The organism is Acinetobacter sp. UBA5934 (assembly GCF_002430855.1).
Taxonomy (GTDB): Bacteria; Pseudomonadota; Gammaproteobacteria; order Pseudomonadales; family Moraxellaceae; genus Acinetobacter.
Window position 1 is genome coordinate 1 of sequence record NZ_DJDC01000179.1, and the last position, 22,702, is coordinate 22,702.

Genomic DNA, 22,702 nt, shown 5'->3' on the forward strand with positions numbered 1-22,702 from the left:
CGCAGATAAGTGTAAATCTGATGCCCCGTTTTTAGCTGAAAATGCTAAAAGTTCAGTAATATCCATAATTTCCCCGAGTTCATTTAAATGTTATTTATTTTGATAGAATAATAAGGCTCGCCCCGAGCTTAACCAACAGTTAGTTTAAGGGGAAGGCAAAAAAAGATGAATGAAATGAGAACCTCGTCAATGAATAGTCTTCAACAGTCACGAAATCAAGTTATACAGCAAATTGAAGAGGCCTGTAAACACGCCCGGCGCGATGTAGGAAGCGTGCATTTGCTGGCGGTTTCAAAGACCCATCCAAGTGAGTCTTTACGTGAGATGTACCAAGCCGGACAACGTGCATTTGGAGAAAATTATTTACAGGAAGCCTTAGATAAAATTGAATCTTTAACTGATCTGGATATTGAATGGCATTTTATTGGTCATGTGCAGCGCAACAAAACTAAACATCTGGCAGAAAAGTTTGCCTGGGTACATGGGGTAGACCGTTTGATTATTGCAGAGCGCTTGTCGAATCAGCGTGAGGCGACGCAGGTGCCTTTGAATATCTGTTTGCAGGTCAATATTGATGCGCAAGACACTAAAGATGGTTGCCAGCCGGATGAAGTGGCGGGATTGGTTAAAAGTATTAGCCAGCTTCCACATTTAAAACTGCGTGGCTTGATGGTGATTCCTGCTCCCAATAATCCACAAGCGTTTAAAGATGCCAAAGCCTTGTTCGACACTGTCAAAATCGAACATGCCCATCCTGAAGATTGGGATACCTTAAGCATGGGTATGTCAGGTGATATGAATGAGGCGATTGCCGCAGGTTCGACTATGGTTCGTGTGGGTACGGCCTTGTTTGGTGCACGGGATTATTCAAAATAAAGTATCTATATCGAGCCATATTGAACATTTGAAAACTGAACTTTAGGGTTCAGTTTTTGCTTTAAAAATTGAGCTTTCCACTAAAGTTGAGTACAAAAGAAAGCGTCTAAGGAAATAGTCTGTATAAAAATCATTTATTCGACTAATAAAATAGGGAAGTTTATGACGGCATATTATCAATTGATTGGGCGAAATACGGATGTGACCGGAGAAGTCACGGCGCATTACCGCTCAACTATACTGGCTCAAGGGGCATGGAACGAGCATGAGCAGCATATGGCGCCAGCGACAGGTATTATCTGTGCGGAATTAGACCGTTTTATGCCACGGCAGGATATGCGGATTGGCCGGATCAGTTTAGATATCTTAGGTCTGATTCCTGCTGGAGAGTTTAGTGTCACCACCAAAGTCATTCGCCCCGGAAAAACCATTGAGTTGATTGAGTCAGAAATGAAAGCTCAGGGTAAAAGCTGTATCGTTGCACGTACCTGGCGCATGATGACGCAAAATAGCCATGACATTAAAGGCTTGGAAGATGCGCATGGAAGTACGCCTGAACATGCGCCAGTGTGGGAAGGAATTCGTCAGTGGCCGGGTGGGTATATTCAGTCGATAGAAGCGCGAAGTCATCAGCGCCGTGCAGGAAAGGGTATTGTTTGGCTGCGAACGCCACATGACATGGTTGAAGGTGAACCGACCAGTGATTTTGTCCGCTTAATGGGGATGGTTGATACCGCCAATGGCATTGTGCCACGTCAAGAAACACCTTTTAGCTGGGGCTTTCCTAATCTGGATTTACAGATCCATATGCACCGTTTACCGCAGGGTCAGTGGCTCGGTCTGGAAACCATGCAGCAATATGGCGACGATGGTATTGGTCTAACCAGTTCCGTATTGCATGATCTTTCCGGACCATTTGGACGCAGTGAGCAGATTCTGACTTTACGTCCCATGGCATAGATTTTTGCAAATAAAAGCCTAGAGTATTTCTAGACTTTTTTATGATTTTCGGATTTTAAAATTACCCTACCACTTGAATGGTACTTGCCCCTGCGCCAAGAGGGTTAACCTGTATCTGTACCGGAATACGTTCGTGCATTTCCTGAATATGCGAGATTAATACCACTTTACGGCCCTGACTTTGCAACTGATCCAAGGCATTCATCACCATATATAAAGATGATGCATCTAAAGTTCCAAAACCTTCATCAATGAACAGCGATTCAATTTTCATCGAACCTGAAGCCATATTGGCAATCGCCAGAGATAAGGCCAGTGCGGTCAAGAAAGATTCACCGCCAGAAAGCGATGCAACAGAACGGGTTTCGCCATCCATGTCATGGTCAATAATGGCCAGACTCAAGGAATTGTCCAGACGTTTTAAGGTATAGCGCTGCGACAGCAACGCCAGTTGCTGGTTGGCATGTTCAATTAAAATATCCAGATTATATTGCTGGGCATAATCGCGGAATTTCTTGCCGCTCGCATCGCCCATCAGTCCTGAAATTTTGCTCCAGCGATGTTCCTCCTGCTGGATTTGCTGAATTTTTTCCGCATATTGCTGCTGTTTAGCAATATTACGCTGATGCATTTCAAGTTTAAGTTTTAGCTGGTCACGAATTTCAAGCTGGGCTTTTAAGGCCTCAAGATTCACGCTGATCAGTTGAGCGAGTTGTTCAAACTGCATGTCAGGTGTCTGTAACAAATGTTCGGCATGCTGTTCCTGCATGGTTTTCAGCGCAGAGGAGGCTTCATTGAGCAATCGTTCAGCATTGTGCAGTTTGCTACGCATCTGCTGTTCTTGCTCACTGTTGATTTGAATCAAATCTGCCAGGTCATCACGATTAAAATCGGTATGCTGTTTTAACCAGTGTTCAATTTCCGTATGGCATTGCTCGGAAGCTTTCAGGTTTTGCTGATGCTGCGCTTTAAGCTGTTCCAGCTCACTTTTCTGCTTTTCAAAATTGAAACGTAACTGTTCAAAGCTTTGTTTGAGCTGCTGGTAATGCTGCTGTAACTGCTGGCGTTTACTGTCGTGCTCTGCCAGCCATTCATTCGGTTTGAGCTCGGTGAGTCCAGTCATGCCATGAATAAGCTGATTGGCCGTTTCAGTATTTTGTTGTCCTTTGAGGGCAATGTCGTTTAATGCCTGCTGGATATCCAGCAATTGCTGATTAAGATTTTGCTGATGGGTGCTCAATAAACTGAGTTGCTGCTTTTGCTGATCGAGCTGCTTGTTTAAAGTATCCAGTTGATCCAGATGCGATAGACGGGCATTTAAGCGTTTTAATACCTGCTCTGCAGATTGGATGCTGTGCTGATGCCAAGCCTGCTGTTCAGTTTGGTTCAGGCAATTCTGAATATGCTGAACTTGCTGTTGTAAATGCTTTGCCGCAGTAATTTGATGTTCGGTACTGCTCATGCTTTGGATGAGTTGTTGCTGGGCTTTCAGGTTTTGGCTTAAATTTTCCAGCTGATGTTCAATAGTCCGAATATCCTGTTCAAATTGAGTCAGCTGCTGGGTCATCTCAGATTTAATTTGCTCTTGAGATTGCTCCAGATCGAGCTGTATTTTTAACTGTTGCAGTTGCTGGGCCAATTCATTTTTTAAGCCTGATAATTTTTCCCGCATGTGCTGATGGGCGTGGCTGGTCTGGGTGAATTCTGCTTGCTGGCTAGCGAAGTTTTGCTGGGCAGTCTGCCAGTCCTTAAAGCAGTCTTGTTCCTTGCTCAAAGCCTGTTGTTCTTGCTGTTGTTGCAATTCAAACAAGGCTTTGGAAACCAGTGTTTCATCCTGACGGTAAGGATGTGAGGTGCTGCCACACACCAGACAGGCTTCTCCGGCTTTGAGCTGTGTGCGTAAATGTTCAATATTTTCAGCATGCAACAATTGCTGTTGTTGCAAGACCTGCTGCAATTGAATCCGTTCAGCTTTGGCAGTTTGAAAATTCAGTTCTGCTTGTTGAGTGGCTTTTTCAGATTGCTGAGCCTGGCTATTCAGTTGAGTCAGTTTTTCATTTAATTGTTTCGATTCAGTGTGCAGCTCAAAATAATCTTTAAGTTTTTGCTGAATAAAGTTGAGCTGATTGAGTTGTACCAGTTTCTGTTCACGTGACTGGCGCTGTTGTTCCAGCTGGATTTCAATCTGTTCAACCGGACCAAATTGGCTTATGAACCGATCTAATTCCGCCTTATTTTCAGCAAGTTTGGTTTCCGCTGAACTGATCTGCCCCAGACTATTTTCAATATTTTGATATTGCGAAATGAACTGGCTTAATTGCTGGATATGTGCGTTTAAGCCTTTATCTAAACTGGAGAATTGCTGGCTTTGGTCCAGTTGCTGATGAAGCTGATGCTGTTGCTGCACATACTGCTGAATCTGTAATTCAATGGTTTGCTGTTGTTCCCGTAAAGGCTGTTGCTGATTTTCCAGCTGGAGCGAACGGGCTTTAATCTTCTTGTATTCTTCACCAATAAAATCCCGTTCCTGCACGCATTTACGTACTTGGAGCAGCGCTTCATGATGCTGCTGTTCAAATTGCTGTAAGGTATTTAAATCTGTTTCGGCTTGAATATATTGGGCTTTTTCAGCTTCAAACTGACGGCTTAATCCATCAAAACTGCTTTGAGTGTGCTGAATCTGTGGTTCGAGTTGTTGTTGGGCTTTGAATAACTGCTGCTGCTGAAACATGACCGAACGAATACTGGAAAATATTTGCAGGCGATTTAAACGGTCTTGTTCAGGGGCTAAATTCTGCTGAGCCTGTTTTTGCTGATCATAAACCTGCTGCTTCAGAATAATTTCACTGTCCAGCTTTTGCTTGCGCGCAAACCATTGCTGCTGTTTTTCCAGCTGTGCTTTTTCATTTTCCAACTGGTGATATGCCTGATTCACTTGCTGAAATTGATGCGTTAATTCAGTTACTGCTTCATCAGACAAGATTTCAATATGACCGAGAATATTCTCGATTTCTTTACGCTGACTGGCAACCAGCTTGGTTTTTTCATAAGCCAGCTGACCAATTTTTCCAAAAATAGTGGAGTTGGTCAGATATTCCAGCAGTTCACCGCGTTCATTATCGCGAGCTTTCAGAAATGCGGTCACTTCGGATTGAGCCAGTAGCACCGCGCGAGTAAATTGCTCAAAACTGAGCTGGCAGATTTGATGAATATTGGCATCGACGGCCTTGGCTTTATCGGCAATCACTACGCCGTCAGTCAGGCATTTTAAATAGCGTTGCACACTTTGTAATTTACCGCTGGCATTTTCCCGGGCACGTTTGATTTCCCAGCGTGCCAGATAATGTTTCTGATCTTGCGCAACAAAACAAAGTTCGGCAAAACCATGCGCCGTACCACGACGTAAAACGGTCAAAGGCGAATTGGTGAGTAATTCAGAACCATCGACATCGACCAGTTTACCGTCGCTGTCTTTTAAACGCGGAATTTTATTGAATAGGGCCAGACACATGGCATCCAAAATGGTGGATTTGCCGGCACCGGTTTTACCGACGATGGCAATCAAACCCGCACTGGCCAAAGGTTCAGTTTCAAAATCAATAAAGTGTTCACCTGAAAGCGAAGCTAAGTTTTTTATACGAATGGATAAAATTTTCATGGATAGTTCTTAACGTATCTGTTGTTCTTCAAGTGATTTCTGTGCTTCGTGCATCAGACTCATAAAATCTTTTAAGACATTTTCATCATTGCTATAGCCTTGTTTTTCCCAGATCTGCTGAAACAGTTTGTCTGGTGTCGGCGGTTCTAGACAAATTTTGGCAATGGTAGAACTGTTATTGTCCGCAGATAAATATTGTCGTGAAATGCGCACCAGACGATAACGGTTTTTAGGCAGCGCTTCTTCAAACTGTTGTCTGAGATTAGGCAAAGGCGGGGTCAAGGTGTGATATTCAATATCGACATATTCACGATGGTCAATCTGTGCAATTTCCCCTTCAGGCAAGGCCTTCAGCTTTTCAATTACTTCATTTAATTCACCACGAACTTTATGCAGTTGAATACAGCGCGGGATAGCAAGTGCTTCAAACTGAAAACGTGATTGATCCTGTTTTAACGCATCAATCTGTACATCCACCACCTGATGTTTATAGTTGATTTCACTAAAGGACAAAGGGATCGGTGAGCCGCTATAACGGATATGCGGATGCTGGACTTTTTGCGGTTTATGCAAATGCCCCAGTGCGACATAGTCAATGCAGTCATCAAATAAAGCAGTCGATAAAGCTTCTTCATTGCCTATAATAATTGGGCGTTCAGAATCAGAAGTTTCACCGCCTTGCATATGCGCATGCGACATTAAAATCAGCGCCTGATCATCCGTTTTACGTTTTTTGGCTTCTGCAATGAGTTGCTGGTGTAAATAGGCAATCGCATTTTGACTATTGGTGGTGTGTTCATTAAACCCGGTAATTTCTGCCGGACGTAAGAAGGGTAGCGCTAAGCACCACGCCACAATCTGTTTCTGCTCATCATAAATCGGCACCAGCAAGCGGTCTAAATCGATCTGACCTTCGGCATTTTTATGAATCACACCGACGGTTCTGGCATTGTATTTTTCAAGTAATGGCTCGACCTGCTCAATGCGATAACCCGAGTCATGATTACCGGCAATCATCAGCGTTTGCATATGCGGGGCAAGGGCATGGGCATCGGCTAAAAATTGATAGAGCTGTTTTTGCGCAGCGGATGCAGGATTGATGACATCAAAAATATCACCAGCGATGAGTAGGGCATGTGGCTGTTTCTGCTCGATTTGTTGAAGTAGCCAACTTAAAAACTGTTCATGTTCATACTGGCGTGAATGGTTATAAAAGAATTGTCCCAGATGCCAGTCTGATGTATGAAAAAAATGAACAGCCATGTAACGCCCCAAATCACAATGCATGATGAGGCTATAAATTACCATAAATGCAGCCACTTATTCTGCAATTCATCGCAGGTGCGACTGCTTGAGTGGTATTAATTCATTAGAATTTATAAGCTTTTTTTATTGCGCTTTTTCATCGGCCTCAACCAGGCCGAAGGTATTTTGATCCAGGTCAAGAAAATATCCCTGCCAGCAACGTCCTGGAATAGCGAATTTAGCCATGGCAACTTGACCACCGGCCTGCAGAATCTTTTTCGATGTTTCATCAAAATTTTCAACCAGTACAGAACAGGTATAGGCATTGGTGCCGCAATGGATTGGAGGGATTCCAGCCGGGCGTTTCAGTAATCCGCCCGACATGTTTTCAGTTTCGATCTGATAATATTCAATAGGAAGGCCTTCAACTTGAGTAAATTTCCAGCCAAAAACAGTCTGATAAAAATGTATGTCTCTTGAGAGATCCGAAGACTGGATTTCAAAATAAACAATGTTATTCATGATCTGATCCTAATTTTTCTGAATCATTGAGAAAAATTTTCACGATGGTTTTGCTGCATTATTTCTTTGCTGCATGATTAAAGTGAAAATTTAAACCTAATATCAGCATTTACAGACCTTCCTCATCATTTATAAGCCTAAATATATTTAGTCTTTAAAATGCACCGGAATCCACTGATAGCTCTTACCGTCTTTAGAGTAAATATGTCCAATGCCCGGGAAAGGTAAATGCGGTGCTGCAATCAGCTGACCTTCTTTGGCATATTCAGCAAAGTGTTTTAGACGGGTTTGTACCGCTGCTTTGGGATCAACATCAAATTCAATTGCGGTTTCAGGACGGTCAAACTGAAGCGTATGGGAATGCACGATATCACCAATAAACACCGCTTCCTGACCATCAGATTTTAATTTAAAGCTGTAATGTCCTGGGGTATGACCAAAGGATGGTTTAAATTCGATACCGCCAAATGCCAATGATTTGTCAGAAAAAACTTTAATCTTTTTGGCTTTTTCATATGGAGCCAAAGCTGCTTTAATTTTTTCAACTGTGTCTAAGAAGCCCGCCTGTTTTTCCTTGGGTATTTTTTTTACGGTATTGGGATTGAGCCAGTAGTCATATTCAGTTTTGGCAATATGCAGTGATGCATTTGGATAATTGGCAACGCCATTATTAGAAATGCCGCAAACATGATCAGGGTGCAAGTGGGTGAGGAAGATCTCATTCACTTGTTCAGGCTTATACCCTGATGCTTTGAGGTTGTTATAGATAGAGCCCAAATGTGCACCAAAGCAGCCTGCAGCACCGCTATCTACCATCAAAAGTTGATTGCCTGTATTGATCAAGAACGCATTGACTGAAGTTTGAATACCTTTAGCCTGATCGGCATAGTATTTCTTTAAAATTTCAGTTTTTTGTTGCTCGCTTAAGCCTTTAAACATGGATGGGTTTAGATAGTTGGTTCCATCGAGTAGGGCGGTGATTTGGGTGTTGCCCAATTGCTGATGGTAATAACCTGCGACCTGTTTTTGTTTTGAAATAGGCGCCGGTTCATCAGCGTAACTGTTCATGTTAATGAGTAGTGTGCTGCTAGCAAGTAGGAAGGCAACGAGGCTTTTATTAAAAATGTTCATGGCTATTTTTGTGCTTTTAAAGAGATGCTTATGTATTAGCATGGATATCGGTAAATTTGAATAAGTTTTAAGACTCATGTGTTACGACTCTTATTACAGTAGGCGAGTCATCTGTATTAGAAATTTAATAAGTATCTGTATATTGATTTTTTAATTTTTATTTCATTAAAACTTATTATTTAATAAAAACTTAGATTAATTTCACTTTTATTTAAATACGCGCTAACATGGTGCAAATTTGCATTTTTTGGGTAGTGATATGAGTTTTTGGAGAAAGAAAAACAAAGCAAGTTTCGTATTTTTTATTATTACGCTTTATTCCTTTCTTGGTTTTGGAATTGGTTTTGTGATTTGGGAATATGTGTTGCAAGGTTAATCATTTCAGGCGGCAAATTTTCTAAAAATTTAGTAGTTTTTAATTTACCCGATATTAGAAGCTAAATTTCCAAGATGATTTCATCTTACTTCTGCCGGCTCATGAGAAGTACTTCTTCGTAAGACAAAATTCCTTTGTTCATTAGGGGGCATATTTATATTTATTGAATCTCTTCCTTGCGAAGTGTGCTTCTCCTCTCTTAAAGGAGAAGGAAAACATGAATTAAAGTGCTGTAATTATTTTCTAATGAAAGCTCCTTCTCTATTTAGGAGAAAGTTAGGATGAGGGAAAAACCCAATAAAAAAAGCCCCTAAATCAGTAGGGACTTTTGGCTATCTCATTATTACTTTTTACATTCAGGTTGTGAACGATCAATGATTTGTGTGCCTTCTACACGGTATCCAATTTGACCCACAATAAATGCTTGGTTGAGCTGAGTAATTACGACATCTGATAAAGCAACAGCACAACGATCTTTTTCAATTGCACGGTCAATAGCAGTTTTGAAGTTTGGAATACCTAAAGGAAATAGTACAACAGGAACTTTATCTTCACCTTTAACTCGTTCACCTTTAACAAATTGGTTTGAATTTAGATTGTAGTTTTTAGTTGATGCTACAGTCATATCTGCCATGCGAACTGCACAGCCTGTAAAAGCAATTGTTGAAACAGCTAATGCCGTAGCTAATAATTTTTTCATTCCTACCCCGAGTATTTAATAAATTTTTAAAACCACAAATTTTATATTAATAAGAATAAAAAACAATAAATTAAGAATATTTTAGATAAAAAAAGCCCCTACAACGTAGAGGCTTTTTCTAATCTTAATCTAAAAAATTAAGACACTTTATCACCCGGTTTAGCACCAGATTCAGGTGAAATCACCCAAACGCCATCGCCATTACCCGCAGCTAATACCATACCGTTAGAAATACCAAAACGCATCTTACGTGGAGCAAGGTTCGCTACCATTACTACCAATTTGCCTTTAAGGTCTTCAGGTTGATAGAACTCACGAATACCGCTAAATACATTACGCGGCTCAGCTTCACCAACATTTAAAGTCAATTGAAGAAGCTTGTCTGAACCTTCAACGTGAGCCGCTTCAAGAACTTCAGCCACACGTAGGTCAACTTTCATGAAATCTTCGATACCAATGATTTCAGCTTCGCCCACTTTAGGTTCAGCTTTCTTTTCTACCTTTTTCTCTTTTTTCTTTTCCGCTTTTGGTGCTTCAGCAGGGGCAGCTAAAGAATCTTTAGATGCATCGACCATTGCAGCTACAGCTTTCGGGTCAACACGTTGCATGAGCGGTTGGAACAACGCAATTTCATGACCGACAAGAATCGTTTCACGCGAAGCGAAATCGAAGCTTTCAAGTTGTAAGAAGTGTTGAACTTGAGCAGCTAAAGTTGGAAGCACTGGGCTTAAGTAAACAGCCAATTGACGGAATAAGTTGATGCCAACAGAACATACGTCATGAACTTGTTGCTCTTCGCCTTCAATCTTCGCAAGTGCCCAAGGCTTTTTCTCGTCGATGTATTGGTTGGCTTTGTCTGCAAGTGCCATGATTTCACGAATCGCAGCAGAGAATTCACGTGCTTCATATTGTGCAGCAATCGATGTACCTGCATCAATAAAGCTTTGCACCAATTCAGGCTCTGCACACGTTGTGCTTAACTTGTTGTCAAATTTGGTGTTGATGAATTTCGCACAACGACTTGCGATGTTCACCACTTTACCAACAAGGTCAGAGTTTACCTTCTGTACAAAGTCATCAAGGTTCAAGTCAGAATCTTCAACTTTGTCAGAAAGCTTAGACGCGAAGTAGTAACGTAGGTATTCAGGATTTAAGTGCTGTAAATACGTTTCAGCTTTAATGAACGTCCCACGAGATTTCGACATCTTTTGACCATTTACCGTCAAGAAACCGTTGACGAATAGGCTTGTTGGTGTGCGGTAGTTTGCACCTTCAAGCATCGCAGGCCAGAACAATGCGTGGAAATACACGATGTCTTTACCAATGAAGTGATACACCTCATTTTGAGAATCTTTTTTCCAGTAATCGTCAAAGCTTAAGTCAGGACGTTTGGTTTTGATGTAGTTTTCAAAGCTCGACATATAGCCGATTGGCGCGTCGACCCAAACGTAGAAGAATTTGTTTGGTGCATCTGGAATTTCAAAACCGAAATATGGCGCATCGCGAGAAATATCCCAATCTGACAAACCGGCTTCAAACCATTCATCAAGTTTGTTGGCAATCGACACAGGTAAACGACCTTCGTCACGTGTCCATTTTTGCAGGTATTCACCAAAGTTCGGCAGTTTAAAGAAATAGTGGTCTGAAGATTTCTCTACAGGTGTCGCACCGCTTAACGTCGATTTTGGATTCAATAATTCGGTTGCGTTATATGTTGTACCGCAGACTTCACATGAGTCACCGTATTGGTCTTCCGCTTTACATTTCGGGCAGGTACCTTTAATGAAACGGTCTGACAAGAACATGCCTTTTTCAGGGTCGAACAATTGCTTAACAGGACGTACCGCAATGTTGTCTGCTTCACGGTTTTTAATATAAATTTCTGATGCGCGTGCCTGGTTTTCTGGGCTATTGGTCGAATCGTAATGGTCAAAATCAACCTTAAAGCCAGCAAAGTCACGCTCATGTTCTTTTTGAACATTGGCAATTTGCGCTTCAGGTGAAATGCCGTTGGCTTCAGCACGCAGCATAATCGCCGTGCCGTGAGCATCGTCCGCGCAGACATAAGTCACGTTATGACCCATTGCACGCATGGCACGTACCCAAATATCTGCTTGGATATAACCGAGTAGGTGACCCATATGGATCGGGCCATTGGCGTATGGAAGGGCGTTGGTGACTAAGATATTACGCACGGATCTGACTCTCTCATTCGTATATTATGCAATGGGCGATAATTTTACATGATGCAGAGGGGATTACAAAGAAATGCTTTCGCAGAAGCGAAATGAATAAAGCGACCTGAATATTCAAATACAAAAGATGATCTCATCCGATGAGCGAGTATTAAACAGTTGATCGAGTTACGTTAACGCTACTTTCTGCGATCAATAGCAACAACATGTACAGGCTTTGTTGTAATTTGCTTAATTCATCCACTGGGTTGCATAGGTTGTGCTAAAAAATTGTCTGATAATTTTAATGACACCTCAGGAGGGTACTCATGACTCAGAATAACCAGACAAGTACTTCGAAGCATAATCAAGATGATAAACAACAACATGCACGCGAACTGAATGACCAATTGGCAAAAGAGCAAAAGCAGAACGAGATCGATAAACAGCATAAGCAGGAAAATCAGGACGTTCTAGACGCTCAGAAAAATAATACTGATGAAAAGTCTGAAGCTAAGCAAGGTGCTCAGTCGAATAATGACGTACATGCTGACCAAAAAGATAATTCTGATCATTCTAAAGAAGCTCAGTCTGGCCAGTCAGATAAAAAATCTGAAAGCATTAAGATGGATGACTTGAAAGCCAAGGCGATCGCGATTGGTGAGGAACTGCTGAAAAAAGGCGAAAAGATTCTAAATGACCTAAAAAATGGCAAGTCAGACAGTCAGCAAAATGGTGAGCAAGGTTCTGCTGATTCTAAACAGCCGAAAACGGATCAAAAGTCTGAAGATAAATCGGCAAATCAGTCAGATAAACAAAACGTTAAAGAAGGTCAGGCTGATCAGCAGGATCTGATGGCTAATTTAAAAGAAGCTCTGCACAAATTTGAAGACACCAAACAGAAGATTACTGAGTTAGTCAGTGAAGCTTCGACCAAACTGGGTGAGCTAAGACAGATGGCGACTGACACAATGAGTAAAATGAAAGGAGAAGGCCAATCTCAGTCAGGGGATTCGAAAGAGCAGAATTCTTCGTCCAAGGACAATCAGGATAAACAGCAGAACTCAGCTCAGGCCAATCACAAAGATGACGCTAAAAAAGATCAGGATCAAACAGGTCAATCTGAACAACACAAGTCTGACCAAAATAAACATCATAAATAATGGTTTCAACTTTCAAGCCACTTCAGTTAGAACATGATTGAAGGGGCGAGAAAGGCCGAAAAATTTAAGATCGTTTCGATAGCATTAACACATGGTCCATCTGCATTTTGGGCCATATCTAAATCAGGCGAAGTGTTGTTTAGTGGGACTGAGGTTGATTGAATCTCGATGGGGATTTAATCAACCTGATCGTATTTATTTCATAGCGCTATGTGCTGTATTAAATACCTGTGATAATAGGTACCTAAAGCAATGTGCTATGAGTAAAGACCATGATTGACGAAGATGATTTTGATTACGACCAGCCTGTTACCCGCATGAAGCAAAATGCCAGCAGTCAAAAACAATTGGGCAGTCAAATTTTAAAAGATGCTGAGCAATACCTTGAAGATATCTCGGCAGATGAACATGCTTTTCTCATCAAAACATTATTGGGTTTCGCCGATCAAGAACCATATTTCCAAGTATTGGCAGATGAACTCGATCAACCTGTTGGGGCGAAATTTGCCAATGACGCTTTAAATCTGCTTTATTTCTGGCAAACAATTCATCAGTTTGAAGATGTAGACAAATTCAATTTATTCGATGTAATCAACACGGAAGATTTTCAGACGGAAATGCTGAAAGCTTTTGATGCTCTAAACATTACAGAGCATAAAGTACAGCGTCGTCTCGTGCTTCTAGAAGCATTCAAGTTATATAAACTGGGTTTTTATGCAGGATGTATTCCGATGTTGTATGCACAACTTGAAGGAATCTTGACTGATGTCCTGATTGAGGCCGGGTTTTTAAAGCAAAACGGCACCAAGTTTGTGGATGTATATAAAATTGTTCCGGGCTTAAAGGGCAATGAAATTAAAAGCCTGTGGCATAAAGCAAAAATTGCCGTTGAATTAAATACTTATTTTTCTGAACTTGCTGCTTATAAGATGGACAGCAGTTCAACCGTGAGCATGAGTCGCCATAACATTTTGCATGGCACAGATCTGAATCATTTTAATCAGGGACGCAGTTTTATCTTGTTTATCTGGCTGTTTTCTGCGGTCAGCTTTATGAGTACGCTTAAATACTCATAAAGCCAGAATATCAAGCTGAAATCGGCTGGGTTGAGCTTAGTTGATCGGGTGGATAGGCTAGAGATAGATAAATGGAATTTTGTTACTTAAAACAGATAAAAAATCTATCTCTTTTCTATAGCTTTAATCATGTATGGCTTTATTCAGCAGCGGCTTTAAAAAGAAATTTTTTAGCTTTGGGGTGATGCAAGTCATTTAAAGGAATGAAGGTGATTGCATCTGAATTAAACTTTATATTTATTGACACAATCATTCTTTATGACGCATCGAAATTCTCAAACCTGAGTAGGGGAAGTGTTACTCAAGTTGATATTTCGTATTCTAATTCGCTAAATCACTATAAAAATATAATGAAATTTATAGCTCACGCCAGACTTTATTTTCGTCTTGCAAAGAAACAGTGAAATTAAAATTTGAATCGTCTGATACAAGTAAACTGGTAGGGGTATGCATAACTACTTTTAAAATCGTCCCTTCTTCAAATACGAGGGGATTGCAGTTTTCTTTTTGCAAGATGACTGGTTTTAATAATTCAATTACTAACTTTTCCATTTCACTTCCCTTGTAGATTAGAAATTAGGTTAATAATAGCATAAATTGCTAGATATTTAACCAATTTTATCAGTTTTGCGAGTTAAATCAAAAACAAACGGATAAAATTTACCACGTAGTTTACAGCTTGAATCAAAAAATGAGAAAGAATTAAAATTTATATTCCGATGTATCTTTGGTTTTTAGTCATTCCTGAAAACCACTATGGGTTTGATTATTTGTTCATTTTTAAGAGAGCTTTAATCTATCCAGTTTAATCTCAGTTAAGATCTGCCAAATGCTGTTTTTTAATACGGCATTTTTAATGCTGATGTTTAACAATAAGCAGCAGATTTTAAGTTCAACTGAAATGAAGAAACATCAGCCAAGACTGAGTTAACCATACAACTTGTCTGTTGAATTGACACTCAAAGAAAATGATTTCACCTGAAAAAACATTTCACAAACAGTGTATAAGTTGTTACAAAGATGAAAAGACTAGAATAATAGCCGCGTCATTCATCCAGCTTAAATAGGCTGCAGGATTGAACGGCAAGTTTGAAACTAAAAAATAAAGGAACACCCCGAGCTAATGTTTAAATCTTTTTTCCCGAACCCGAAGTGGTTCTTTTTGTCGTTGGTGCTGTGGTTTGGAATCAATATTGCCTTGTGGTATTCCGGTGGCAATAGTTGGGGAACCGTTTTAGGCTTTGCACCTGGCTATGCCACTGCAGAATTACCGATTGGGGTAAGTCGCTTTTGGTCACCTTCATTTTTATGGTTCTACCTGTGGTTCATCGTTTCCACCGTCATTTTTGCCCTGTTCTGGCGGTTTAAGTCCAGCAATCCATGGCAGGGCTGGTCGGTCTGGGGGTCGGCTTTTATTCTGTTTAATATCTGGTTTGCGGTACAGGTCAATGTGGTGGTGAATGCCTGGTACAGCCCGTTTTATGACCTGATTCAGAAAATGCTGAGCAGTGGTGGAGGCAATGTCAATTTACTCTACAGTGAAACCTTGACCTTCCTGTATGTCGCGATGGTCTATGTAACCATTGCGGTGTTTAACCTGTTCTTTGTCAGTCATTATATTTTCCGCTGGCGTACCGCCATGAATGACTATTACACCGCGCATTGGGAACAGTTGCGTCATATTGAAGGGGCTTCGCAGCGTATTCAGGAAGATACCATGCGTTTTGCCAAAACCACCGAGAGTTTGGGAGTGAGTTTCATTCAGGCGCTGATGACTTTAATGGCATTTTTACCGGTGTTATTACAGTTGTCATCGCACGTGAAACAACTACCAGTGATTGGTGAAATTCCTTATGCACTGGTCTGGGCTGCCATTAGCTGGGCAGTGCTGGGCACCGTGGTGTTAATGCTGGTCGGTTATAAATTGCCGGGTCTGGAATTTAATAACCAGAAAGTTGAAGCTGCTTACCGGAAAGAACTGGTGTATGGCGAGGACTATGCTGATCGTGCCGATCCGCTGACCTTAAAAGAATTGTTCAATCGCGTGCGTTTTAATTATTTCCGCCTGTATTTCCATTATGCCTATTTCAACCTGGTGCGAATCTGGTACATGCAACTGGACAATCTGTATGGTTTATTCGTGCTGTTCCCGAGTATTGCCGCAGGGACGATTACACTGGGCCTGATGATGCAGATTGCCAATGTCTTTGGTAAGGTACGTGAGTCATTTCAGTATTTAATTGAGTCTTGGCCAACGATTATTGAATTGCTTTCGATTTATAAGCGTTTACGGGCCTTTGAATCGACTTTGCATAATTAATCAATACTTAAATTCAGCAATAAACCCGCATAATGCGGGTTTTTTTATACTGTTTTATATTCCACAATCATGAAAACGCTGAGCTATAGTGATCAAAAAGGGAAAGGACAAGAAAAATGAAAAGGTTTTATACGTGGACTTCGCTTTGCTGTCTGGCCGTGAGCAGTCCTTTAATATTTGCCAAAGAAATACAAGGCGTGTCTTTTTCACATCAGGATTGGGAGGTGTATTGCAGTAATACCGGCACCTGTCGGGCAGCGGGCTATCAGGATGATGATCTGCAAAGCATGCCAGCCACAATCTTGTTGACCCGTAAAGCCGGGGCAAAACAAACTGTGCAAGGGAGATTTGCATTATCCAGTTTTGATCAAAATTTAGATAGCAAGAAACTGAATAATCTACACTTTTTTATAAATCATCAGGATTATGGCCAAGTTAAAATTAACATTTCAGAGCAATTGCTGACAGGAACGCTAAATAGCAAACAGCTCAATGCACTGTTACAACAAAGCCGAAAAAAAGCCAACATCGTATTTAAAAATGCCTATTACACCTGGCAGGTTTCTGATGCAGGCATGACAGCTTCATTGTTGAAAATGGATGATTTTCAAAAACGCATGGGCACGGTAGGTGCTTTGGTCAAGCCCGGCACTACAAGTGAGTCGAAAGTATTGGAGGCGCAGCCTAAACGAGTAGTCACCAAAGTGAAAACCGCAGCAAAACCCTATTTAACCCTTCAACCCAATACCAGACAGTACCAAAACCTGTATAAGTTACTCATGGCTGCCGGACCAACACAGCCAGATGCAGCTGAATTTTGTGAAGGCATTTATAATGGAGAGGGTGCCAAACCGCAAGCGATTGAACTCTATAAACTTAGCAATAACAAAGTTCTAGCCACCACATTATGCTGGCGCGGTGCCTATAATGAAGGTTATGGGGCTTGGGTAATGAATCAATCTTTAACAGGCAAAGCGACTTTTGTGACCGAATCTGCATCGGATTTTGCACCGGGTGAAATCAGCAGTGCGCAAAAAGGTCGCGGTATTGGCGATTGCTGGAAAATGGGCGAATGGATTTGGCAGGGACAAGCTTTTGTTCAAATTGTAGATCGCTGGTCGGGTATGTGTAAAGGTTTTGCTGGTGGTGCCTGGGATCTGGATTTAATTGAAGCCGTAGTGAAATAACCCATTTCATTTATGCTTTTGATTACGCCAGTTAGTTATTTGTATAAAAGAATAAATTTTCATCAGTTTATGATGGAAATTGTCGAATAGCTTCAGGAATAACTGAAGCTTCACCAATCATTAAAAAAAATAAGCTGACGCAAAAATGTTATCCGGTTCAGATTTTAGGGTTAAAAGCTTTAAAAAATTGGCAGTTATTTTGCATTTTTATGCAAAAATGCATTCTTAAGCTCATGAGAATTAATAATAAAATCAAAGTGCTGTATTTGTTATTTCCCCGATTTTCATATATTTTCTAAAGACAGCATTAGTGAGCATTAATACGTGAATTTCAAAACATTCATCTTGATTGGTGGGTTAGGCATCGCTTTACACGGCTGTACGAGTTTTAATGGTTCAAGCTCAGACAATTCGGTTAAAAATTTTGCCTCACCACAGGAAATGATTGCTCAAAAAAATATCAATCAAGCCAATGGGCAGGCGAAAGAATATGTTTATTCTTGGGGATCAAATCAGAATGACAAAGAACCTCAATCTTTATATCCAAGAAAATATTTAAACAATTATTGTTCTGTCAAGAATGGCAAGTTTAGTCTGTTATATAAAAGTAGCTTGTCTCTGGTGAAGAATCAGTCGGATAAAAAGCTGCTTTTGGCATCTGGCAATGTCAAACAGGGCATAGGCGCCTATAAATGTGTGCAAAGTAATGGACATAGCTGGATTGTTTCGATTGAGCCGGTTTCAGAACGTAAATCAGGAGATGGAAGCAATGCACGGCTGGTGAGTTTGCAAACCAGACTGATGTCGGCTGATGAAGCAAAACGCTTCTATACAAATGTGGCTGTAACTTCTCGTGCGGCTGAAAAAAAATCCAGTCCCAATGAGCAGAACACTAAAAAAGCGCTAAATAAATCGACTCCTCCAAAGGAGCAGGAGCTTAAAAAAGAAATCAAGCCTGCAGCTGAGTTGCCAGCAGTACAGCCGCTAAAAGTCGTGGAAACACCTCAACAACAGCAATTGCAAGCTTATGTTTCTGCACGCCGTGATTTAAGCAAAGGGCAAAATCAGATTAACGCCTGTAATAATGCACAACGTGCATATAACTATGGAAAATTAAAAGGCACGAATGCCAGTGTATATACCGATTCGGGCATGTTGGTGGCGCGCTGTTTAACCAGTGTGCCTGCTTATAGCAATCGTTTTGCTAATTCAAAAGCTCAAGCAATTAAGATTTTGCAGCATCTAGCCAATAATTATAATCATGCGGGCGCGAAGAATATGTTGCGGCAGATTAAATAGTTTGACTGCATTAAATTGGAATTTTAAAAGACTCGTCCAATCAGTGGGATGATCCCCATGATTGGACCGGGGATCATCTCTAAGTCTTATCCTCTATAAATTCTTTTTGTTGGAGTCGACATTTTACTTGAATGGAAAACAGCATTTTTAGGGTTTGATTCAATTTTCAGTGAGTTCAGTTTACAGAGTCATAACAGGTAAAAACTTGAGCTTTATGATACAAAGAAAATGATTTTTTCACTGGAGTTCGCTTTATGTCTCGCAATGTTTTTACCACGGCTCGTCACAGCATTTCACGTATAGGCTTTTCTGCCTTGATGGCGGTTGCATTGCTGGGTTCCGCGCAACTGGCGACAGCAGGGCCAACGGTCGATCAGCTCAGCGATTGTCTGGTGAAATCGACCACCGAAACCGATAAGAAAACTGTATTGCAATGGACCTTTGTGGCGTTATCGACGCATCCAGATTTAAAAAGTTTTAGTCATGTGACTGACGTTCAGAAAGAGCAACTGGATAAAAGCCTGGCGACCGTTTTACAGCGCATCTTGGTGGAGCAATGCTCGAGTCAGACCAAAGCGGTGATTCAGGCAGAAGGCTTGCAAGCTGTAGGCGATAGTTTTCAGGAGTTAGGCCGTACTACCGGTGAAGCGATTGTGAAAAATCCTGAGGTGAATCAGCAGTTGAAAGGTGTGCTGCGTTATGTCGATTTAAATAAGATGGTGATGACGTTTTTGACGCCGGATGTATGGAATAAGTTGGGTCTGATTCGTTAGTTTAAATCCTCTCCCTAGCCCTCATCCTTTCTTGCGCTTCGTTTTAAAGCAGTGCTTTAAAACTTGCTTAGCAGAGGGAGCTGTACGTATCTGTATAATTTCGTGACAAAGTCTCCCTTTTTAAAAATGAGAGGCGAACGCTTGCGAAAGGGATTGTCCAAAAATAATTTGAGTAGCAATATTTTTATTTTAAGTTTATAATTTTTATATAAATTTATAAACTTAAAATTAATTAGGTGCAATAATGATTGCAAACTATTCTATATCAAACTTTAAAGTTTTTTCTGAAAGTAACAAATTGAAGTTTGCTCCAATAACCTTGATTTATGGGCCAAACTCATCGGGGAAATCAAGTATTATTCAATCACTTTTAGTGTTAAAAAAATCTTTGTTAAATGGACAAGTTAGCACGCCTTTAAAATCAAATAATGAATATTTCCAATTAGGTAGTTATACTTCAGTTGTAAATAATCATGATAAAACTAAAGACATAAATTTCGAAATAAATACTGAAAATTCAAGTTTTAAGTTTGTTTATGGATTGATAGAAAATAATAATATAAAGTCTTCGTTCTTAAAAAATGTTAATTTGAAGGATAATAAAAAAAGAGAATATAACTTTGAGTGCAAAATAGATGATAAAAATTTTGGTTTTGATAGATTCCAATTAAAACTTGGAGAAAATTATGATGAATATATCATTGACTCCTTTAAGGATACAATAAACCCTTTCGATTTTTTGCAAAAACAGTTTAATTCATTGGATGCGAGAAAAATTAAAAGAATATTTAAAGATATTCAAAATGAAACTGTTAAGAAAAGAGAGTCGAAGGTAATACCGATAGAAATTTTAAAAAGAATAAATCTTTCAAAATCACCAGTTCTTGGTGATTTTTCTGATATAGAACAAATATTTAAACGTGTAATGGTAGACATAATAGAAAAAGATTTATCTGATAAAGAATAAAAGCTTAAATATATTTTAAATAATATTTCCTATATTGGTCCTCTGCGTCCTCATCCTCAAAGGGTTTATTCTCTTGATAGTTTATATACTGACACTGTAGGACAAAAAGGGGAAAATTTCTTATCTTTTTTGGCTAAGGATAGTGAATATAAAAATAGTGTTAATAAAGTCTTAAAAGATTTTGGTATTAAATATGATATTGATATAACAAGAACAGATAATGAAATTATTGGTGATACTTTATCTTTAATATTAGTTGATAGAAATACTAATCTTAAAACTACATTGGTAGATGTAGGTTTTGGAATTGGTCAGGTTTTACCAATTTTAATTGAAGGTTTAGTAAAAAAGCACAGCACTATATGTATAGAACAACCTGAAATCCATTTACACCCCAAATTACAAGCTGACTTAGCTAATTTCTTTGCTAAGGATGTACTTTCAGATAAAAGTAATCAGTGGATAATTGAAACTCACAGTGAGTCATTACTTTTACGTTTTCAACGATTAATTAAGTATAAAGAACTAAACCCAGAACATATCTCAATAATTTATGTAAATCCCACTGCAGACGGTGCGGAAGTAATCCATATTCCGTTAGATGAAGATGGAGACTTTACTGTAGCATGGCCAAATGGCTTTTTTGATGAGCGTTTAGATGAAATGTTTGGTGGTAATCCTTTTGGTGAAAAATAATGTTGTATACATTTAAGTTAACTTATGAATTGTTAAATTCATCTGCCTTAAAGATTAAAGCTATTAATACAAATTTTCTTGAGTCATGGCGTAAAAATGGAGTTGTTGTTTTTAAAAAGCCTGAAGAGGTTTTGAAATTTAGTAGGTCCTTGGCAAAAAAAATTGACCCCAAGTACATACAACTTTGGAATACAGCTTTAACTTCTAATTTAGTAATATTCGATGAAGAATTGGAAGATATTGAATTTATATTGGATGAAGAAGATTTTAATAAAATTTTTTATAAAAAATTTGGATGTTCTACTATTTATATAGACCAAGATACAGAAGATTTGATATCTAATTATAGTAATTATAAAAAATATTGTGGTAAAGAGTTGAAAGAAATCATTAGTATAGATTCATATTCAGACTCATTTTTTTTAAGCGAAGCTGATATTTATTCTAATAAGCAAATTGATTCTGAAGAAACTCTTCAAGAAATTTGGGAAAAAAGATTTAAAAACTTTTTTAAATATAATCACAGTATCACTATTGTTGATAGATACTTATTTATTAATGAATGGGATAGTTATAATAGAAGAGGTAACTCAGCATTATTAAACTTATTTAGAAAACTAGCTAGTGAAAATATTAAACTAAAAAAAATTGAATTTGTCTCCAATGACTATGTAGACTCGATTAACATCTGTGATTTTTTTGAGAGAAATATTTGGTCATCAAGTATTTTAAAAAATGTATGTGAAGAGGTTAAACTTATTTCAAAAGAGGATAGTTTTTTTAAAGGGGACTTTCATGATCGTCTAATCCGTGCAGATAAACATTATATTGAGATTGGAATAGGTTTGGGTGATATATTTAGAGACCCAAAAATGAAAAAATTTACTACTTTGACAATGAAACCTAAAAAACCAGCAGATTATGAAAGTTATATAAATAGTGCAACAAGAATAGATATTAATAATTCTCAAGAATGGATTAAAAAGTATCAAAAAGAAAACCCGTCCTAAGACGGGTTTTTTATTACAAAATTAATCAGTTTTAACCAATCAATTTTTTCATTAATTCATTTACTTGAGCAGGGTTAGCCTTACCACGTGATGCTTTCATCACCTGACCAACCAGACCGTTGAAAGCTTTCTCTTTACCAGATTTATACTCTTCAACCATCTTCTCGTTTGCAGCAAGTACTTCTTTAATAATCGCTTCAATCGCGCCAGTATCAGTTTCCTGTTTCAAGCCTTTTTCAGCAATAATTTCGTCCGCAGTTTTGCCTTCGTCCCACATAAAGCCGAACACTTGTTTCGCAATCTTACCGCTGATTGTATTGTCTACAATACGCGCGATCATACCGCCAAGTTTTTCACTCGACACAGGAGAATCAGCCAAATCTAAGCCTGCTTTGTTGAGCGCCCCTGAGAATTCACCCATCACCCAGTTAGCCGCAATCTTACCTTGTGCAGCACCGCCAGCAGCTTTCACCACGTCTTCGTAAAACTCTGACATTTCACGAGTCAGTGTAAGAACGTGAGCATCATACTCAGTCACACCAAAGTCCGCCACGAAACGCGCACGACGT

The 22,702-nt window shown here is 39.5% G+C and carries 19 protein-coding genes and 1 pseudogene; 12 read left to right on the forward strand and 8 right to left on the reverse strand.

The window, feature by feature from the left end; all coding sequences use genetic code 11:
• Positions 1 to 189 precede the first annotated feature (189 nt).
• Together B2Y23_RS13020 and B2Y23_RS13025 are read left to right on the forward strand one after the other, a co-directional pair.
• The gene (locus B2Y23_RS13020) at positions 190 to 876 is read left to right on the forward strand and encodes a YggS family pyridoxal phosphate-dependent enzyme (RefSeq protein WP_291357505.1); all 687 of its coding nucleotides are present in this window, start codon (positions 190 to 192) and stop codon (positions 874 to 876) included.
• Positions 877 to 1,038: 162 nt separating this feature from the next.
• Positions 1,039 to 1,836: a thioesterase family protein gene (locus B2Y23_RS13025; protein ID WP_291371268.1), complete on the forward strand. Its 798-nt coding sequence runs from the start codon at positions 1,039 to 1,041 to the stop codon at positions 1,834 to 1,836.
• Positions 1,837 to 1,897: 61 nt separating this feature from the next.
• On the opposite strand, the gene B2Y23_RS13030 is transcribed toward B2Y23_RS13025, so the two are convergent.
• The 4 genes from B2Y23_RS13030 to B2Y23_RS13045 all read right to left on the reverse strand — a co-directional run bounded on the left by B2Y23_RS13030 (position 1,898) and on the right by B2Y23_RS13045 (position 8,392).
• The gene (locus B2Y23_RS13030; RefSeq protein ID WP_291357509.1) at positions 1,898 to 5,494 is read right to left on the reverse strand and encodes an AAA family ATPase; all 3,597 of its coding nucleotides are present in this window, start codon (positions 5,492 to 5,494) and stop codon (positions 1,898 to 1,900) included.
• A 9-nt stretch (positions 5,495 to 5,503) separates the two neighbouring features.
• Complete coding sequence (locus tag B2Y23_RS13035) at positions 5,504 to 6,757, reverse strand: exonuclease SbcCD subunit D (protein WP_409449775.1); 1,254 nt, start codon at positions 6,755 to 6,757, stop codon at positions 5,504 to 5,506.
• A 126-nt stretch (positions 6,758 to 6,883) separates the two neighbouring features.
• A complete protein-coding gene (locus B2Y23_RS13040; protein ID WP_291357511.1) occupies positions 6,884 to 7,261 on the reverse strand; it encodes a VOC family protein in 378 nt (125 codons plus the stop codon).
• Between the two features lie 147 nt (positions 7,262 to 7,408).
• On the reverse strand, positions 7,409 to 8,392 hold the full coding sequence (locus B2Y23_RS13045; protein ID WP_291371270.1) for an MBL fold metallo-hydrolase: 984 nt from the start codon (positions 8,390 to 8,392) through the stop codon (positions 7,409 to 7,411).
• A 259-nt stretch (positions 8,393 to 8,651) separates the two neighbouring features.
• Between B2Y23_RS13045 and B2Y23_RS13050 the strand changes: the two genes are divergently transcribed.
• Positions 8,652 to 8,768, forward strand: a complete 117-nt coding sequence (locus tag B2Y23_RS13050; RefSeq protein ID WP_291371272.1) for a hypothetical protein — start codon at positions 8,652 to 8,654, stop codon at positions 8,766 to 8,768.
• 343 nt (positions 8,769 to 9,111) lie between these two features.
• Here B2Y23_RS13050 and B2Y23_RS13055 read toward each other — a convergent pair whose 3' ends face one another.
• On the reverse strand, positions 9,112 to 9,468 hold the full coding sequence (locus B2Y23_RS13055; RefSeq protein ID WP_291371274.1) for a hypothetical protein: 357 nt from the start codon (positions 9,466 to 9,468) through the stop codon (positions 9,112 to 9,114).
• A gap of 137 nt (positions 9,469 to 9,605) precedes the next feature.
• Entirely contained in the window at positions 9,606 to 11,663 is a 2,058-nt protein-coding gene (metG, locus tag B2Y23_RS13060; RefSeq protein ID WP_291371276.1) for a methionine--tRNA ligase, read from the reverse strand.
• Positions 11,664 to 11,971: 308 nt separating this feature from the next.
• On the opposite strand from metG, the gene B2Y23_RS13065 reads away from it, so the two are divergent.
• Together B2Y23_RS13065 and B2Y23_RS13070 are read left to right on the forward strand one after the other, a co-directional pair.
• Complete coding sequence (locus tag B2Y23_RS13065; protein ID WP_291371278.1) at positions 11,972 to 12,805, forward strand: hypothetical protein; 834 nt, start codon at positions 11,972 to 11,974, stop codon at positions 12,803 to 12,805.
• A gap of 272 nt (positions 12,806 to 13,077) precedes the next feature.
• A complete protein-coding gene (locus B2Y23_RS13070) occupies positions 13,078 to 13,881 on the forward strand; it encodes a hypothetical protein (RefSeq protein WP_291371279.1) in 804 nt (267 codons plus the stop codon).
• 357 nt (positions 13,882 to 14,238) lie between these two features.
• On the opposite strand, the gene B2Y23_RS13075 is transcribed toward B2Y23_RS13070, so the two are convergent.
• Positions 14,239 to 14,433 carry a hypothetical protein gene (locus B2Y23_RS13075; protein ID WP_291357528.1) on the reverse strand — a complete coding sequence of 65 codons (195 nt, stop codon included), beginning with the start codon at positions 14,431 to 14,433 and terminating at the stop codon, positions 14,239 to 14,241.
• Between the two features lie 571 nt (positions 14,434 to 15,004).
• Between B2Y23_RS13075 and sbmA the strand changes: the two genes are divergently transcribed.
• The 7 genes from sbmA (at position 15,005) to B2Y23_RS13110 (ending at position 22,133) form a co-directional block, all read left to right on the forward strand.
• Positions 15,005 to 16,201: a peptide antibiotic transporter SbmA gene (gene sbmA, locus B2Y23_RS13080; RefSeq protein ID WP_291357530.1), complete on the forward strand. Its 1,197-nt coding sequence runs from the start codon at positions 15,005 to 15,007 to the stop codon at positions 16,199 to 16,201.
• Between the two features lie 116 nt (positions 16,202 to 16,317).
• The gene (locus B2Y23_RS13085; RefSeq protein WP_291371281.1) at positions 16,318 to 17,388 is read left to right on the forward strand and encodes a DUF1176 domain-containing protein; all 1,071 of its coding nucleotides are present in this window, start codon (positions 16,318 to 16,320) and stop codon (positions 17,386 to 17,388) included.
• Between the two features lie 324 nt (positions 17,389 to 17,712).
• Positions 17,713 to 18,687: a hypothetical protein gene (locus B2Y23_RS13090; protein WP_291371283.1), complete on the forward strand. Its 975-nt coding sequence runs from the start codon at positions 17,713 to 17,715 to the stop codon at positions 18,685 to 18,687.
• A 254-nt stretch (positions 18,688 to 18,941) separates the two neighbouring features.
• Positions 18,942 to 19,460, forward strand: coding sequence for a hypothetical protein (locus B2Y23_RS13095; RefSeq protein WP_291371285.1), 519 nt, complete (start codon positions 18,942 to 18,944; stop codon positions 19,458 to 19,460).
• 244 nt (positions 19,461 to 19,704) lie between these two features.
• Positions 19,705 to 20,427 carry an AAA family ATPase gene (locus tag B2Y23_RS13100; RefSeq protein ID WP_291371287.1) on the forward strand — a complete coding sequence of 241 codons (723 nt, stop codon included), beginning with the start codon at positions 19,705 to 19,707 and terminating at the stop codon, positions 20,425 to 20,427.
• A gap of 129 nt (positions 20,428 to 20,556) precedes the next feature.
• Positions 20,557 to 21,123, forward strand: a complete 567-nt coding sequence (locus B2Y23_RS13105; RefSeq protein ID WP_291371289.1) for an AAA family ATPase — start codon at positions 20,557 to 20,559, stop codon at positions 21,121 to 21,123.
• The gene (locus B2Y23_RS13110) at positions 21,123 to 22,133 is read left to right on the forward strand and encodes a hypothetical protein (RefSeq protein WP_200223862.1); all 1,011 of its coding nucleotides are present in this window, start codon (positions 21,123 to 21,125) and stop codon (positions 22,131 to 22,133) included. The genes B2Y23_RS13105 and B2Y23_RS13110 overlap by 1 nt, the downstream gene beginning before the upstream one ends.
• A gap of 31 nt (positions 22,134 to 22,164) precedes the next feature.
• Here the strand turns inward: B2Y23_RS13110 and gatB are convergent.
• A pseudogene (gene gatB / locus B2Y23_RS13115) lies at positions 22,165 to 22,702 on the reverse strand (Asp-tRNA(Asn)/Glu-tRNA(Gln) amidotransferase GatCAB subunit B); the annotation flags it as partial.